Origin of the sequence: Streptomyces sp. NPDC048331, from assembly GCF_043201215.1 — a bacterium.
Classification (GTDB): domain Bacteria; phylum Actinomycetota; class Actinomycetes; order Streptomycetales; family Streptomycetaceae; genus Streptomyces.
The window spans coordinates 166,517-182,614 of the sequence record NZ_JBICYT010000005.1 but is presented as its reverse complement, the minus strand read 5'-3'; the positions used below and the strand labels follow the sequence as shown (position 1 = coordinate 182,614).

Sequence of the window (16,098 nt, the reverse complement as noted above, 5' to 3'; positions counted from 1 at the left end):
GCCTCTGGTCGGTGGAAACCGATTTTTGGACCAGGGCCATGACCGTGTAATGTTTGGGACGTCGCCAAGGGGAACCGGCAAGGGAAACCGAAGCGGCAAGCACAACAAGGGGCTATAGCTCAGTTGGTAGAGCGCCTGCATGGCATGCAGGAGGTCAGGAGTTCAATTCTCCTTAGCTCCACAGTGAAGAAGCGGGCCACCCGGATCGGGTGGCCCGCTTCTCGTTGTCCCCTGTCCCCTGTCCGTCGGACGCCGTGTCGACGGGTGGAACGGCCGAGCGTCGGAAGGGGCCGCTGCGGTACCCTGACGCCATGCGTGCCGTACGCCTTCTGCTTACCGAGCCGCGCTGATCAGTGCCGACCCTTCGAGATGGTCGGACCCGGCGCGGCGCCCCCTCCTGTGCGAGGGGTTTTTTCGTTTGGGCAGGCAGAGACGGCAGAGACGATCGATGGAGCTTCAGAAATCATGAGCGAGACGAACACCCCGGCCCCCGAGGCGGCCGAGGCGCACCGCTACACGGCCGCCATGGCCGCCGACATCGAGGCACGCTGGCAGGACGTCTGGGACGAGCAGGGCACGTACGAGGCCCCGAATCCGACCGGTGACCTGGCCGGGGACCCCGCGGTGGTCGCGCGGCCCAAGAAGTTCATCATGGACATGTTCCCGTACCCGTCCGGTGCGGGCCTGCACGTCGGTCACCCGCTCGGGTACATCGCCACCGACGTCTTCGCCCGCCACCAGCGGATGACCGGCCACAACGTCCTGCACACCCTGGGCTTCGACGCCTTCGGCCTGCCGGCCGAGCAGTACGCCGTGCAGACCGGCACGCACCCGCGCGTCTCGACCGAGGCCAACATCGAGAACATGAAGGTCCAGCTGCGCCGGCTGGGCCTGGGCCACGACAAGCGCCGGTCGTTCGCCACGATCGACCCGGACTACTACAAGTGGACCCAGTGGATCTTCCTGCAGATCTACAACTCCTGGTACGACGCCGACGCGAAGACGGCCCGCCCGATCACCGAGCTGGTCGCCTCCTTCGAGGACGGCTCCCGTGAGGTCTCCGGTGGCCGCGCCTGGGCCGATCTGACCGCGGCCGAGCGGGCCGACGTACTGAACGAGTACCGCCTGGCGTACTCATCGGACGCGCCGGTGAACTGGTGCCCCGGGCTGGGCACCGTACTGGCCAACGAGGAGGTCACCGCCGACGGCCGTTCCGAGCGCGGCAACTTCCCCGTCTTCAAGTCCCGGCTGAGCCAGTGGAACATGCGGATCACCGCCTACGCCGACCGGCTGATCGACGACCTGGACGCGCTGGACTGGCCCGAGGCCATCAAGCTGCAGCAGCGGAACTGGATCGGCCGCAGCGAGGGCGCGCGTGTCGACTTCGCGCTGGGCGACGAGGCCATCACCGTCTTCACCACCCGTCCGGACACCCTGTTCGGCGCCACCTACATGGTGCTGGCGCCCGAGCACCCGCTGGTCGAGAAGTTCATCCCGGCCGCCTGGCCCGAGGGCACCCACGACATCTGGACCGGCGGGCACGCCACGCCGGCCGAGGCCGTCAGCGCCTACCGCAAGCAGGCCGCCTCGAAGTCGGACGTCGAGCGGCAGGCCGAGGCCAAGGACAAGACCGGTGTCTTCACCGGCGAGTACGCGATCAACCCGGTCAGCGGCGACAAGGTCCCGGTCTTCATCGCCGACTACGTGCTGATGGGCTACGGCACCGGCGCGATCATGGCCGTCCCGGCGCACGACGGCCGCGACTTCGAGTTCGCGCGCGCTTTCGAGCTGCCGATGCGCTGTGTCGTGGAGCCGTCGGACGGGCGCGGCACCGACCCGGCCGAGTGGGACGACGCCTTCGTCTCCTACGACGCGAAGCTGGTCAACTCGACGGGCGAGGGCATCGCCCTGGACGGCCTGGGCGTCGCCGAGGCGAAGGCCGCGATCACCGACTGGCTGACCGAGCGCGGTATCGGCGAGGGCACCGTCAACTTCCGCCTGCGCGACTGGCTGTTCAGCCGCCAGCGGTACTGGGGCGAGCCCTTCCCGATCGTCTACGACGAGGACGGCGTCGCACACTCGCTGCCCGAGTCGATGCTGCCGCTGGAGCTGCCGGAGGTCGAGGACTACTCGCCGCGCACCTTCGAGCCGGACGACGCCGCGTCGAAGCCGGAGACCCCGCTGTCGCGCAACGGCGAGTGGGTGAACGTGGAGCTGGACCTGGGCGACGGCCGGGGCGTGCGCTCCTTCCGCCGCGAGACCAACACCATGCCCAACTGGGCCGGTTCCTGCTGGTACGAGCTGCGCTACCTGGACCCGAACAACTCCTCGGCCCTGGTGGACCCGGAGATCGAGCAGTACTGGATGGGCCCCCGCGAGGGCGCCCCGCACGGCGGTGTCGACCTGTACGTGGGCGGTGCGGAGCACGCGGTGCTGCACCTGCTGTACGCCCGCTTCTGGTCCAAGGTCCTGTTCGACCTGGGCCACGTCTCCTCGGTCGAGCCGTTCCACAAGCTGTTCAACCAGGGCATGATCCAGGCCTACGTCTACCGCGACGAGCGCGGCTTCCCGGTCACGGCCACCGAGATCGAGGAGCGCGACGGCAAGTTCTTCTTCGAGGGCGAGCCGGTCAAGCGCGAGCTGGGCAAGATGGGCAAGTCCCTGAAGAACGCCGTCACGCCCGACGAGATCTGCGAGGAGTACGGCGCGGACACCCTGCGCCTGTACGAGATGGCGATGGGTCCGCTGGACGTCTCCCGTCCGTGGGACACCCGGGCCGTGGTGGGCCAGTACCGGCTGCTGCAGCGCCTGTGGCGCAACATCGTGGACGAGGAGACGGGCGCCGTCACCGTCGTCGACGGCGAGCCGGACGAAGCCACGCTGCGCGCGCTGCACAAGGCGATCGACGGCGCCGGCGCCGACCTGGCGGGCCTGCGCTTCAACACCGCCATCGCGAAGATCACCGAGCTGAACAACGCGCTGACGAAGGCCGGCCGCCCGCTGGAGCGCTCGGTCGCCGAGGCCCTGGTGCTGCTGGTCGCCCCGCTGGCCCCGCACATCGCGGAGGAGCTGTGGCACCGCCTGGGCCACAGCGAGTCGGTCGTCCACCAGGACTTCCCGGTCGCGGACCCGGCATACGTCGTGGACGAGAGCGTGACCTGCGTGGTGCAGGTCAAGGGCAAGGTCAAGGCGCGGCTGGAGGTGTCGCCGACGATCTCCGAGGCGGAGCTGGAGCAGCTGGCCGTGAACGATGGGGGTGTCGTGGCGGCGCTGGGCGGCGCGGAGATCCGCAAGGTGATCGTGCGCGCGCCGAAGCTGGTGAACATCGTCATCTGAGGGCGCGCCCCCGGATAGGGGGAATCCCGTACGGGCAGGTTGGGGGTTCGATTGGAACCCCTGGCCTGCCCGCGGCGTTTACCGTGGAGGAGAAGAGCCGACGCTTGGGGAAAGGGGCCGTCATGGAGGTCGCGTTGATCATCTTCGCGCTGATGCTGCTGGCTGTCGTCGGCCTCGGCGCGTACCTCACGGTCAAGGCGGTGGGAGCGGCAAAGCGGGGTGTGGAGCGCACGGTCGTCCAGGCGCGGCGCACGGTCGAGGACACCACGCTGCGGGCCAAGAGCTTCGGCCAGGTCGGAGTGGTGGGGGCGCTGGCACAGGTACGGCTGGACCTGCGGACCTCGATGCGCGCCACCCAGCAGGCGCTGGCCGACGGGGTCCAGGTGGACGCCTCGCTGCGGGAGTCCCTCGGGCTGTTCGAGCAGCTGAGCGCGCACGGGCACGAGCTCGACGGTGAGCTGAAGCGGCTGGAGCAGGAGCCCGACCGGCGACGCACCGCCGAGCTCCTCCCTGACCTGCGCGAGCGCGCGGCGCAGATCATCAAGGCCGCGGACTCCCTGCGGTGGGCGGCCCGCGACCGGGCCCGGCGCTTCGCGGCGGACGACCTGTCCCTCTTGTCGGAGCAGATCGAGATGGAGTCGGGCGCGCTGCGCGACTGGTCCCGCGAACCGGTGGACGACCTGGCGGCCGCGGCCGCCGAGTGGGACGCCGCCCAGGCCGCGGCACCGGCGTCGCAGCAGACGCCGAAGCAGACGTCGAAGCCGAAGCCGAAGTCGACCCCGACGCCTCAGCCGAACCCGACCCGGACGCCCACGGCCCCGCCTGCCGCTTTGAACCCGCCGACGCCGACGGTGCAGTACCCGTGGCAGAAGACCCCGCGCCCGGAGAGCGCCGGCTGACATCCTCCTCCGTCCGGGAGCGGGCGCGGAGCGAAGAGTTCCGGCAGGTGCGGGTCGAGGAGGCCCGGCACCCCGCCGCGGACCGGCCGCGCCGCGCTCCGTAGGATCCGGCCACCACCCCGGGGGGAACTCGGCGGGAGCCCGGTGGGAGCCTGCCGGGTGCGCGTCGCGAGCCCGGTGGGAGCCTGCCGGGTGCCCGTCGCGAGCCCGGCGGAAGCCTGCCGGATGTCCGTCGCGAGCCCGCAGGACGGCACCCGGCTCGGACCGCACCCGTACCTGGCGCGGACCCTGTCCCGCCCGGGTCGGGGGCCCGGGGCTGCCGTCGAGCCTCCACTGGCGGTAACCTCCGGCTCATGTCCCGCCATGTCGCCATCGTCACCGATTCCACGGCCTACCTGCCTCGACCGGCCATGGCGCGGCACGGAATCACCGCCGTCCCGCTCACCGTGGTCCTCGGTGGCGAGGCCTTGGAGGAAGGCACCGAGATCTCGGCGCGCAGCCTGGCCGCGGCCCTGCAGAAGCGCCGCTCGGTCACCACCTCGCGTCCCGGCCCCGAGGAGTTCGTCCGGGCCTACCGGGCGGCGGCGGACGCCGGTGCCACCGGCATCGTCAGCCTGCACCTGTCCGCCGAGTTCTCCGGCACCTACGACGCGGCCGTGGTCGCCGCCAGGACCGCGCCCGTACCGGTCCGGGTCCTGGACACCGGCATGGTCGCGATGGCCCTCGGCTTCTGCGCGTTGGCCGCCGCAGAGGTGGCCGAGGCGGATGGATCCGTGGACGAGGCCGTGGCGGCGGCCGAGAAGAGGGCGGCGGACATGGCCGCGTACTTCTACGTCGACACCCTCGACTACCTCCGCCGCGGCGGCCGGATCGGGGCCGCCCAGGCCCTGCTCGGCTCGGCCCTCGCGGTGAAGCCCCTGCTGACGCTGGACGGCGGGCGGATCGAGATGCTGGAGAAGGTCCGTACGTCGGCCAAGGCCATCGCCCGCCTGGAAGAGCTGGCCGTCGAGCGCGCCGGGTCCGCCGCCGTCGATGTGGCGGTGCACCACCTCGCGGCTCCGGAGCGGGCGGAGAAGCTCGCCGAGCGGCTGCGCGAGCGCATCCCCGGGCTGGTCGAGCTGCACGTCAGCGAGGTCGGCGCGGTGATCGGGGCGCACACCGGCCCGGGGCTGCTGGCGGCGGTCGTCTCACCCCGCTGATCACCGGAACGGGTGGCCCGGTTATCCACAACGGGCGTTTTTTCCACCGGAATTGAGTGTTCAGAACCGGGGGCGGGATCGGCCTCTACGGTCGTGGCATGACTCTTCGAACGCGTGCTCCGTATCCGTCGGGTGCCACCAGTGGCCCGGGCCGTTCCCGCCTTTCCGACGGCCGTCTTTCGGGCGGTCGGGTTTCCGACCGCCTCCTGCGGCGTCGTCGTACGGCGCTTCGTGGCCGAGGGGTTCCTCAGCCGGAGCCGGGTGCGGTGCGCCTGCGGGCCGAGGCCTTGTTGGGGGACAGCGGACCGCCGCAGGTCCCGCCCGCGCCCCCGCCTCCGCGCCCCCCGGTGCCCGAGGCGTTCCAGGTGCCGCCGGCGGGCTCGGACGGGGCGGACGCCCAGGATGTCGCGGCGCCGCCCGATGACGCGTCCGGGCTGCCCTCAGGGGCCGTGCTGAGGGCATCCGTGCGGGAGCGGCTGCCGCTGTGGCTGCAGGACCGCATCGCGGTGCGGGCGCGGGCGGTGGCCGCCGTCGGGGTGGTGCTGATCGGCGCCGTCGGCTTCGCCGGGCAGCAGTACTGGTCGGCCCGGCCACGGGCGGTGACCGTGCCCGCGGTGGTCGCCCCGGAGGCCCTACCGGCGGCGGCCACGGCACCCGCGGCGGCTCCGGGGCCGGGAGGCGCGGCGGGGGCCGGCGGGATGCCCGCGCGGATCGTCGTCGACGTCAGCGGCAAGGTCCGGGATCCCGGGGTGCGGCGGCTGCCCGCCGGTTCGCGGGTGGAGGACGCGCTGGCCGCCGCCGGGGGTGTGCGGCCCGGCACCGACACCACCGGGCTGAACCGGGCCCGCGTGCTGGTGGACGGCGAGCAGGTGGTGGTCGGAGCCCCGGCGCAACCGCCACCGGCCGGCGTGGTCGGAGGCTCCGGCTCCGGTTCCGGCTCCGGCTTCGGGTCCGGCACCGGCACCGACCCGCTGAGCCTGGGGACGGCCACGGTCGCGCAGCTCGACGGCCTGCCGGGGGTCGGGCCGGTGCTCGCGCAGCACATCGTCGACTTCCGTACCGCCCGCGGCGGCTTCCGCTCCGTGGAGGAGCTCCGCCAGGTCGACGGCATCGGCGAGCGACGCTTCGCCGACCTGCGCTCGCTGGTACGGCCGTGAACCGCCCGGCGGGTCCGGTCCCGTCGGACCTCCGCCTCGCGGTACCCGCCGCGGCCGTTTGGGCGGCGGCCGCGCTCGCCCTGGACGCGCCCCTCCGCCGGACCGCCCTCGGGGTGGGCCTGGGGATGGTCTGCGCGGGCCTGCTGATGCTGGGCGCGTGCCGGCGTCCGGGACCGCTGTGGCGGCTCGCCCCGGCCGCGGCGGCGGCCCTGCTGTGCGCGGCCGCCGGAGCGGGAGTGGCGGGGCTCCAGCGGGCCGAGGCGCGGGCCGGGCCGGTGGCCGGGCTGGCCCGGGAGCACGCCCGCGTCCTCGTGGAACTGACCGTCGGCTCCGACCCGGAAGCCGCCCGTGGCGGGAACGGGCCGCCCGTGGTGGTCCTGGACGCGGTGGTGACCCGGGTGACCGGGCCCGACGGGTCGAGTACCCGGGTCGAGACCCCGGTGCGGGTGCTGGCCGGGCATCCGGGATGGGCTCGGCTGCAACCTTCCACCCGGGTGGCGGTGGTCGCCCGGCTGGCTCCGGCGCGGGGTGGGGAGCGGGCCGTGGCGCTGCTGCGCCCGGCCGGTGACACCCCGCCCCGGGTGGCCGGCGGCCCCGATGCCGTCCAGCGGTCGGCGGGGCGGTTGCGGGCCGGGCTGCGCGAGGCCACCGAGGGGCTCGCGCCGGACGCCAGGGCCCTGCTGCCGGGACTGGTCGTCGGGGACACCTCCAGGGTTCCGCCCGATCTGCACGAGGCGTTCCGGGCCACCGACCTGCTGCACCTGCTGGCCGTCTCGGGGGCCAACCTGACCGTGGTGCTGTTCCTGCTCATCGGGCCCCCGGCCCGCGCGCAGCAGGCCGAACGGCGCGGGCTGGCTCCCCGCCTCGGACTCTCGCTGCGGGTCACCGCCCTGTGCGGGGCGGCCCTGACGCTGGCGTTCGTCGTGGTGTGCCGTCCGGAGCCGAGCGTGCTGCGGGCCGCTGCCTGCGGGGCGGTCACCCTGCTGGCCATCGCCACGGGGCGGCGCAGGTCCCTGATCCCGGCCCTGGGCGCCGCGGTGCTGCTGCTGGTGCTCTACGACCCCTGGCTGGCCCGCAGCCCCGGCTTCCTGCTCTCCGTCCTGGCCACCGGGTCGCTGCTCACCCTCGCTCCCCGGTGGAGCGATGCCCTGCGGCGCCGTGGGGTGGGGCCGCGGTCGGCCGAGGCGCTGGGGGCCGCCGCGGCCGCGCAGGCGGTGTGCGCGCCCGTGGTGGCCGTGCTGGCCGCCCGGGTCAGCCTGGTGGCGGTGCCCTGCAACCTGCTGGCCGAGCTGGCGGCCGGTCCCGCGACGGTCCTCGGCTTCGCCGCCCTCGCGGTGGCTCCGGTGTGGATGCCCGCCGCGGAGCTGCTCGCCCGGTGCGCGGGGGTGCCGGCCGGGTGGATCGCCGGCGTGGCCCGGGCCGGGGCCCGGGTCCCGGGCGCGGAGCTGCCGTGGCCGGGCGGGCTCGCCGGCGGTGTCCTGCTGGCCGCCGCCACCCTGGCCGTCGTCGTGATCTGCGGGGCCCGGTTCCGCGGGCGCGGGTGGCTGTGTTCCGCCCTGGCGGCGCTGCTGCTCCTGGCCGTACTGCGGCCGCCGCAGCTCACCCGTACGCTCTCCGGATGGCCGCCGCCCGACTGGAGCTACGTCCAGTGCGCCGTGGGGCAGGGGGACGCCGCCGTGCTCGCCGTCGGCCCTGGTGAGGCCCTGGTGGTGGACGCCGGCCCGGAGCCCGGACCGGTGGACGACTGTCTGCGCGCGCTGGGGGTGCGGCGGGTGCCGCTGCTCCTGCTGACGCACTTTCACGCCGACCACGTCGGGGGCCTGTCGGGGGTGCTGCGCGGCCGGTCCGTGGGGGTGATCCAGGCCACCGCGCTGGAAGAGCCGCGGGGGCAGGCCGAGTTCGTCCGGCGGACCGCGGCGGCCGCCGGGGTGCCGATCGTGCGGGCGGTGCAGGGGGAGCGGCGTCGGGCGGGGGCGTTCGAATGGCAGGTGCTCTGGCCTCCGCCGGACGGACCGCCGCCCGAGAGCCCCAACGACGCGAGCGTCGCCCTGCTGGTGCGCGGCGCGGGGCTGACCCTGCTCCTGCTCGGCGACCTCGAACCGGACGCGCAGCAGGCCCTCCTGAGGGCTCGTCCGGACCTCGGCCCGGTGGACGTCCTCAAAGTCGCCCACCACGGCTCCGCGCACCAGGACCCGGAGCTGTACGCCCGGATCCGGCCACGGCTCGCACTGGTTCCCGTCGGCGTGGGCAACCGCTACGGACACCCCGCTCCGCGTACGCTCGCCCGCCTCCGGGAGCTGGGTGCGACCGTGCTGCGGACCGATCTCGACGGCTCGATCGCCGTGGCCGGGAGCGGAGTTCGGCTACGGTCATTTCCGGCCAGGCGGCGGCGGGATCGGCGCGGCCATACCGGGCGCGACCACTCTGTTTGCCCACAACCCGACAGCATGATCGAATGCGTCTTCGCCAGAACGGTCCAAGTCCACACAGCACGGGGGTGCATCAGCCATGTTCGGTCGCAGACGGGGGATGGAGACGACCGGAAACTCCAGCCCGCCCACCACCGCGACTCTGACGCTGCCGCCGACGGCGCGTCTGCTCAGCTGCCGGGTTCTCGACACGGTTCACCGGCCCGTCCGGCAGGCCACGTTCGAGGTGACCGACCCGATCGGCCGACGCATCGTCAGCGGCGAGACCGACCCGTACGGCGGCTTCGCCGTGGCCGTACCGGAGGGGGAGTACCGACTCTCGGTGACCGCGGAGGGGTACGCGCCGTTCCACGGGGTCACGATCGTGGGGGACCCGGGGCAGCCCGGCACCGCGGAGGTCATCCTCGACACGGTGGAGCCGCCGCTGCTGCCGCAGCCCGGCCACTGGGAGCTCGACCCGACGCACTCGTCCATCGGCTTCACCGCCCGCCACATCGGTCTGGCCCGGATCCGCGGCCGGTTCACCACGTTCGCCGGGGCGGTACGGATAGCCGAGCGCATGGAGGACTCCTCCATGCACGTGATCATCGACGCGGCGAGCATCGACACCGGGGTACGCCTGCGCGACGACCACCTGAGGTCGGGGGACTTCCTGGACGCGGTCCGCCACCCGACGGTGGAGTTCTACAGCGAGCGGTTCATCCACCGCAGCGGCAGCGGCTGGGCCGTCGCCGGGGCGCTGACCCTTCACGGGGTGAGCCGGTCCGTGACCCTGGACACCCAGTACCTGGGCCTGGGCACCGGCATGGAGGGGGAGCTCCGGGCGGCCTGCCGGGCCACCGCCGAACTGCACCGCGAGGACTTCACCCTCAACTGGCAGTCGATGCTGGCGCACGGGATCGCGGCCATCGGGTCGAGCGTGGACGTGACCCTGGACGTCCAGGCCGTGCGCAAGGCCTGACGCGAGGGCTGCCGAACCCCCTACGGGGCTTCCAGCCAACCCTCGTACTCGGCGGCGAGGTCGTCCAGCGTGCCGGTGTCGAGCCGTTCCTGCGGGTCCTCGACGACCACCAGCCACTGGGCGTCCTCGGCGTCGTCCTCGCCGGCCAGCGCGTCGCGGACCAACTGCGGTTCCTCCGGGAGGCCGAAGCGGTCGACGGCCTCCTGGGCCACCTCCTCGGCGGCGTCACGGTCGGGCAGGACGAGTACATGTCGCACATTCACGCGACCATTCTCGGGCACGCGGGGCGGAGCGCTGTCGGTGCGGCGTGGGATGCTGGAGCCGATGGCCACCAGGAAGAATTCCACCGACGATCCGCTTGCCCCGCTCACCCTCGCCGTGGGGCAGGAGGAGCTGCTGCTCGACCGTGCCGTGCGCGAGGTGGTGGCGGCCGCCCGCGCCGCCGACGCCGACACGGACGTCCGCGACCTCGCCTCCGAGCAGCTCCAGCCCGGCACGCTCGCCGAGCTGACGAGCCCCTCGCTCTTCTCCGAGCGCAAGGTGCTCGTCGTGCGGGGCGCGCAGGACCTGTCCGCGGACTCGGTCAAGGAGGTCAAGGCCTACCTCGCCGCGCCCTACGAGGAGATCATCCTGGTCCTCCTGCACGCGGGCGGGGTCAAGGGCAAGGGCCTGCTGGACGCGGCCCGCAAGGCGGGCGCGCGGGAGATCGCCTGCCCGAAGATGACGAAGGCGGCGGACCGGCTGTCGTTCGTGCGGGGCGAATTCCGCGCGTTGGGCCGGTCGGCGACCCCGGAGGCCTGCCAGAACCTGGTGGACGCCATCGGCAGCGACCTGCGGGAGCTGGCGAGCGCCGCCGCGCAGCTGTGCGCCGACGTGGAAGGCACCATCGACGAGGCCGTCGTCGCCCGCTACTACACGGGCCGGGCCGAGGCCTCCAGCTTCACGGTCGCCGACCGGGCGGTCGAGGGCCGGGCGGCCGAGGCCCTGGAGGCCCTGCGCTGGTCCCTGTCCACCGGGGTGGCACCGGTCCTGATCACCAGCGCCCTGGCCCAGGCGGTCCGTGCGATCGGCAAGCTCGCCTCGGCCCCCCGCGGGGCCCGCCCCGGCGACCTCGCCCGGGACCTGGGCATGCCCCCGTGGAAGATCGACCGGGTCCGCCAGCAGATGCGGGGCTGGTCGGCGGACGCGGTCTCGGACGCCCTGCGCGCCGTGGCCGACGCCGACGCCGGGGTCAAGGGCGGCGGCGACGACCCCGAGTACGCCCTGGAGAAGGCCGTCGTCGCGGTGGCGCGCGCGGCCCGCCCCCAGCGCAGGCAGTGACGCCGTACGGCGGTGGCGACGGTCACCCCTGGTAGCGGTGTGTCATGAGGCTGCCGGCCGCCCTCGCGGCCGACCGCCGAGACCCCGCCGGGCAGCACGAAGGCCCCGACCCTCACCCTGGGGAAGGGTGGTGGTCGGGGCCTTCGGCACTTCTGGTTGCGCCGCACCCGCGTGGCGAACGCTTCGTGTGCGGAGCGGGGTGCCGGTCAGGAGCGGGAGAGAGGGCCCACTGGGTCCCTTCCGGCGATCACATCAGGGAGCTTCAGCCCTGCAGGGAGGCAACCTTGGTGGCCAGCGCCGACTTCTTGTTGGCGGCGGCGTTCTTGTGGATGACACCCTTCGAGACAGCCTTGTCGAGCGCACGCGCGGCAGCGCGAGAAGCCACGGTGGCCTTCTCGACGTCACCGGCGAGGACGGCCTCGCGGGCCTTGCGGATCGCGGTCTTGAGCGAGGACTTGACGGCCTTGTTGCGCAGGCGCGCCTTCTCGTTCGTCTTGTTCCGCTTGATCTGGGACTTGATGTTCGCCACGAAAGAGCCTTTTCAGGTTCAGAGTTTGATCTTCGGATTGTGCCTCGACAGCTGAGAGGGCATACGAGACACAGCTGCCCAGGCTACCAGGCACGCTAGGGGCGGCCCAAACCGAGCGCACTGCCCCGTCCATGGGACCATGGGAGTCTGCGTACAGATCCGACATCGCGCCGCCGACGGCGACGGGAGCCGGACTTTCGCTCCGACCGACGCTCCGCAAACGCTTCCGACTGCGACCGAGAATCAGGACACTGCGTGCCCGCGATCCCCAGCCACGTGCCCGAGCCGAGCCGTACCGACTCGGCGCTGATCCGCAACTTCTGCATCATCGCGCACATCGACCACGGCAAGTCGACCCTTGCCGACCGGATGCTCCAGATCACCGGTGTGGTCGACCAGCGGCAGATGCGCGCCCAGTACCTCGACCGCATGGACATCGAGCGTGAGCGCGGCATCACGATCAAGTCCCAGGCGGTCCGGCTGCCCTGGGCGCCCACCACGGGCGAGGGCCAGGGCAACACCCACATCCTCAACATGATCGACACCCCCGGGCACGTCGACTTCACCTACGAGGTCTCGCGCTCCCTCGCCGCGTGCGAGGGCACCGTCCTCCTGGTGGACGCCGCCCAGGGCATCGAGGCGCAGACCCTCGCCAACCTGTACCTGGCGATGGAGAACGACCTCGCGATCGTCCCCGTCCTGAACAAGATCGACCTGCCGGCCGCCCAGCCGGAGAAGTTCGCCGAGGAACTGGCGAACCTGATCGGCTGCCAGCCCGAGGACGTGCTGCGCGTCTCGGCGAAGACCGGTCTCGGCGTCGAGGCGCTGCTCGACAAGGTCGTCGCCACGGTTCCGGCCCCGGTCGGCGTCAAGGACGCCCCGGCCCGCGCCATGATCTTCGACTCGGTCTACGACTCGTACCGTGGCGTCGTCACGTACGTCCGTGTGGTCGACGGGCAGCTCAACAAGCGCGAGCGCATCCGGATGATGTCCACCGGCGCCACCCACGAACTGCTGGAGATCGGTGTCTCCTCCCCGGAGATGACCCCCTCCGACGGCATCGGCGTCGGCGAGGTGGGCTACATCATCACCGGCGTGAAGGACGTCCGTCAGTCCAAGGTCGGTGACACCATCACCAGCCTGAACAACGGTGCCACCGAGGCGCTCGGCGGCTACAAGGACCCGCGGCCGATGGTCTTCTCGGGCCTGTACCCGCTCGACGGCTCCGACTACCCGGACCTGCGCGAGGCCCTGGACAAGCTCCAGCTCAACGACGCCGCGCTGGTCTACGAACCGGAGACCTCGGCGGCGCTCGGCTTCGGCTTCCGCGTCGGCTTCCTCGGCCTGCTCCACCTGGACGTGGTCCGTGAGCGCCTGGAGCGCGAGTTCGGCCTCGACCTGATCGCCACCGCGCCCAACGTGGTCTACCGGGTGGTCATGGAGGACGGCAAGGAAGTCACCGTCACCAACCCGAGCGAGTTCCCCGAGGGCAAGATCTCGGACGTCTTCGAGCCGGTCGTCAAGGCCACCGTGCTCGCGCCCACCGAGTTCATCGGCGCGATCATGGAGCTGTGCCAGCAGCGTCGCGGCACCCTCCTCGGCATGGACTACCTCTCCGAGGACCGGGTCGAGATCCGCTACACCCTGCCGCTCGCGGAGATCGTCTTCGACTTCTTCGACCAGCTGAAGTCCAAGACGCGCGGTTACGCCTCCCTGGACTACGAACCCACGGGCGAGCAGTCCGGCAGCCTGGTCAAGGTCGACATCCTGCTGCACGGCGACAAGGTCGACGCCTTCTCCGCCGTCACGCACAAGGACGCCGCCTACGCCTACGGCGTGCGCCTCGTCGCCAAGCTGCGCGAGCTCATCCCCCGGCAGGCCTTCGAGGTGCCGATCCAGGCCGCGATCGGCTCCCGCGTCATCGCCCGCGAGACCATCCGCGCCATCCGCAAGGACGTCCTCGCCAAGTGCTACGGCGGTGACATCTCCCGTAAGCGGAAGCTGCTGGAGAAGCAGAAGGAAGGCAAGAAGCGGATGAAGATGGTCGGCTCGGTCGAGGTCCCGCAGGAGGCCTTCATCGCCGTCCTCTCCAGTGACGAGTCCGGCGGCAAGAAGAAGTAGTAGTCCCGCCGTCACCCGACACACACAGGCCCCCGCACTCCGGTGCGGGGGCCTGTTTCGTTATGAAGCGGCCGCTCGCGGGCTCTTACGCGCGCGGCGGTCGCGCTCTAGTCTGATCACTGCTCGACGGTTACTCGCCAGTTTAAAAAGTCAAAGGCTGCTAAACCCGCCAGTCCCCAGCGCCCCCCAGCGCCCCACGCCCACGCACTACCGCGTGGATCGGTCCGGAGGATGTCGTGAGCGACACACAGACCTATCTCGAGAACCGCCCGCCGACCGTGGCGGTGCTCTTCCTTGAGCGCGTCGCAGCGACGCCGAACGACGAGGCCTACCGGTACCCGGTACCGGCGGCCGGCGGCCCGGGCGGCGCCGACGACTGGAAGTCACTCAGCTGGGGCCAGGCGGCCGAGCGGGTCTTCGCCATCGCCGCCGGGCTGATCTCCCTCGGCCTGGAAACGGAGCAGCGCGTCGCGCTCGCCTCCAACACCCGGGTCGACTGGATCCTCTCCGACCTCGGCGTCATGTGCGCCGGCGGCGCGGTCACCACGATCTACCCCAGCACCAACGCGGACGAGTCGGCGTTCATCCTCGCCGACTCCGACAGCCGGGTGCTCATCGCCGAGGACGCGGCGCAGGTGGCGAAGGCGCGCGAGCGCCGCGCCGACCTGCCGAACCTCGCCCACGTCGTGGTGCTGGAGGCCGCCGACGCGGTCGCCGCCGAGGGCGACCCCGAAGGCTGGGTGCTCTCCCTCGCGGAGCTGGAGGCGCGCGGCAAGGAGTACCTCGCCAAGCACCCCGAGGCGGTCGACGAGCGGATCGCGGGGATCACCTCCGACCAGCTCGCCACCCTGATCTACACCTCCGGCACCACCGGCCGCCCCAAGGGCGTGCGGCTGCTGCACGACAACTGGTCCTACCTGGCGAAGGCCATGGTCGCCACCGGGCTGATCGGCAAGGAGGACGTCCAGTACCTGTGGCTGCCGCTGGCCCACGTCTTCGGCAAGGTGCTGACCTCCGGGCAGATCGAGGCCGGGCACGTGACCGCCGTCGACGGCCGGATCGACAAGATCATCGAGAACCTGCCGGTGGTGCAGCCGACCTACATGGCCGCCGTCCCGCGCATCTTCGAGAAGGTCTACAACGGTGTGGCCGCCAAGGCCCGCGCCGCCGGCGGAGCCAAGTACAAGATCTTCCAGTGGTCGGTCGGCGTCGCCCGCGAGTACGCCAAGGTCACGCAGGACAACTACCGCCGCACCGGGCAGGCGACCGCCCCCTTCGGCCTCACCACGAAGCACAAGATCGCCGACGCGCTCGTCTACTCCAAGCTCCGCGAGGCCTTCGGCGGGAAGCTGCGGGCCGCCGTCTCCGGCGCCTCCGCCCTGGCCCCCGAGATCGGCTTCTTCTTCTCCGGCGCGGGTGTCCACATCCTGGAGGGCTACGGCCTGACCGAGTCCAGCGCCGCCTCCTTCGTCAACCCGGGCGAGGCCTACCGCACCGGCACGGTCGGCAAGCCGCTCCCCGGCACCGAGGTACGCATCGCCGACGACGGCGAGGTCCTGCTGCGCGGCCCCGGCATCATGCAGGGCTACCACCGGCAGCCGGACAAGACCGCCGAGGTCCTCGAGTCCGACGGCTGGCTGCACACGGGCGACATCGGCGAGCTCTCGCCCGACGGCTACCTGCGCATCACCGACCGCAAGAAGGACCTGATCAAGACCTCGGGCGGCAAGTACGTCGCCCCGGCCGAGATCGAGGGCCAGTTCAAGGCCATCTGCCCGTACGTGTCGACGATCGTCGTGCACGGCGCCGACCGGAACTTCTGCTCCGCGCTGATCGCCCTCGACGAGCCCTCCATCCTGACCTGGGCGGCCGAGAACGGGCTGGAGGGCAAGACGTACCAGCAGGTCCTGGCCGCGCCGGAGACCAACCGCCTGATCGAGACGTACGTGCAGACCCTGAACGAGGGCCTGCAGCGCTGGCAGACGATCAAGAAGTTCCGGGTGCTGCCGCGCGACCTCGACGTCGAGCACGGCGACCTCACGCCCAGCCTGAAGCTGAAGCGGCCGGTGGTCGAGCGTGAGTTCAAGCACCTGATCGAGGAGATGTACGAGGGCTCCCGCGAGGCGTGACGCCTGCCGCGGGCCCGG

General features: G+C 72.2%; 10 protein-coding genes, 1 tRNA gene and 1 pseudogene. 10 read left to right on the top strand and 2 right to left on the bottom strand.

The window, feature by feature from the left end:
* Window positions 1-108 precede the first annotated feature (108 nt).
* From ACGFYY_RS10850 to ACGFYY_RS10820, 7 genes and pseudogenes are all read left to right on the top strand, one after another.
* Window positions 109-181, top strand: a tRNA-Ala gene (locus tag ACGFYY_RS10850).
* Window positions 182-465: 284 nt separating this feature from the next.
* The gene (gene leuS / locus ACGFYY_RS10845; RefSeq protein WP_393708247.1) at window positions 466-3,336 is read left to right on the top strand and encodes a leucine--tRNA ligase; all 2,871 of its coding nucleotides are present in this window, start codon (window positions 466-468) and stop codon (window positions 3,334-3,336) included.
* A gap of 122 nt (window positions 3,337-3,458) precedes the next feature.
* Window positions 3,459-4,235, top strand: a complete 777-nt coding sequence (locus tag ACGFYY_RS10840; protein WP_393708245.1) for a hypothetical protein — start codon at window positions 3,459-3,461, stop codon at window positions 4,233-4,235.
* Window positions 4,236-4,588: 353 nt separating this feature from the next.
* Entirely contained in the window at window positions 4,589-5,434 is an 846-nt protein-coding gene (locus tag ACGFYY_RS10835; protein ID WP_393708243.1) for a DegV family protein, read from the top strand.
* Window positions 5,435-5,781: 347 nt separating this feature from the next.
* Complete coding sequence (locus tag ACGFYY_RS10830) at window positions 5,782-6,591, top strand: helix-hairpin-helix domain-containing protein (RefSeq protein WP_393708241.1); 810 nt, start codon at window positions 5,782-5,784, stop codon at window positions 6,589-6,591.
* A gap of 146 nt (window positions 6,592-6,737) precedes the next feature.
* A pseudogene (locus ACGFYY_RS10825) lies at window positions 6,738-8,963 on the top strand (ComEC/Rec2 family competence protein); the annotation flags it as partial.
* 136 nt (window positions 8,964-9,099) lie between these two features.
* Window positions 9,100-9,981, top strand: coding sequence for a YceI family protein (locus ACGFYY_RS10820; protein WP_393708239.1), 882 nt, complete (start codon window positions 9,100-9,102; stop codon window positions 9,979-9,981).
* 20 nt (window positions 9,982-10,001) lie between these two features.
* Here ACGFYY_RS10820 and ACGFYY_RS10815 read toward each other — a convergent pair whose 3' ends face one another.
* Window positions 10,002-10,244, bottom strand: a complete 243-nt coding sequence (locus tag ACGFYY_RS10815) for a hypothetical protein (RefSeq protein ID WP_033224017.1) — start codon at window positions 10,242-10,244, stop codon at window positions 10,002-10,004.
* A gap of 61 nt (window positions 10,245-10,305) precedes the next feature.
* On the opposite strand from ACGFYY_RS10815, the gene holA reads away from it, so the two are divergent.
* Window positions 10,306-11,301 (top strand): DNA polymerase III subunit delta, encoded by a 996-nt coding sequence (gene holA / locus ACGFYY_RS10810; protein ID WP_365277924.1) that lies wholly within the window; start codon window positions 10,306-10,308, stop codon window positions 11,299-11,301.
* Window positions 11,302-11,563: 262 nt separating this feature from the next.
* Here holA and rpsT read toward each other — a convergent pair whose 3' ends face one another.
* Entirely contained in the window at window positions 11,564-11,830 is a 267-nt protein-coding gene (gene rpsT / locus ACGFYY_RS10805; protein WP_030010251.1) for a 30S ribosomal protein S20, read from the bottom strand.
* A 255-nt stretch (window positions 11,831-12,085) separates the two neighbouring features.
* Here rpsT and lepA point away from each other — a divergent pair, with 255 nt between their 5' ends.
* Window positions 12,086-13,951, top strand: coding sequence for a translation elongation factor 4 (gene lepA / locus ACGFYY_RS10800; RefSeq protein WP_365277922.1), 1,866 nt, complete (start codon window positions 12,086-12,088; stop codon window positions 13,949-13,951).
* 236 nt (window positions 13,952-14,187) lie between these two features.
* On the top strand, window positions 14,188-16,080 hold the full coding sequence (locus tag ACGFYY_RS10795) for an AMP-dependent synthetase/ligase (protein WP_393708235.1): 1,893 nt from the start codon (window positions 14,188-14,190) through the stop codon (window positions 16,078-16,080).
* Window positions 16,081-16,098: the final 18 nt, after the last annotated feature.

Coding starts and splice junctions, on each gene's coding strand:
- ACGFYY_RS10835 (WP_393708243.1), top strand. CDS start 4,589: ATGTCCCGCCATGTCGCCATCGTCACCGATTCCACGGCCTACCTGCCT.
- leuS (WP_393708247.1), top strand. CDS start 466: ATGAGCGAGACGAACACCCCGGCCCCCGAGGCGGCCGAGGCGCACCGC.
- ACGFYY_RS10820 (WP_393708239.1), top strand. CDS start 9,100: ATGTTCGGTCGCAGACGGGGGATGGAGACGACCGGAAACTCCAGCCCG.
- ACGFYY_RS10840 (WP_393708245.1), top strand. CDS start 3,459: ATGGAGGTCGCGTTGATCATCTTCGCGCTGATGCTGCTGGCTGTCGTC.
- holA (WP_365277924.1), top strand. CDS start 10,306: ATGGCCACCAGGAAGAATTCCACCGACGATCCGCTTGCCCCGCTCACC.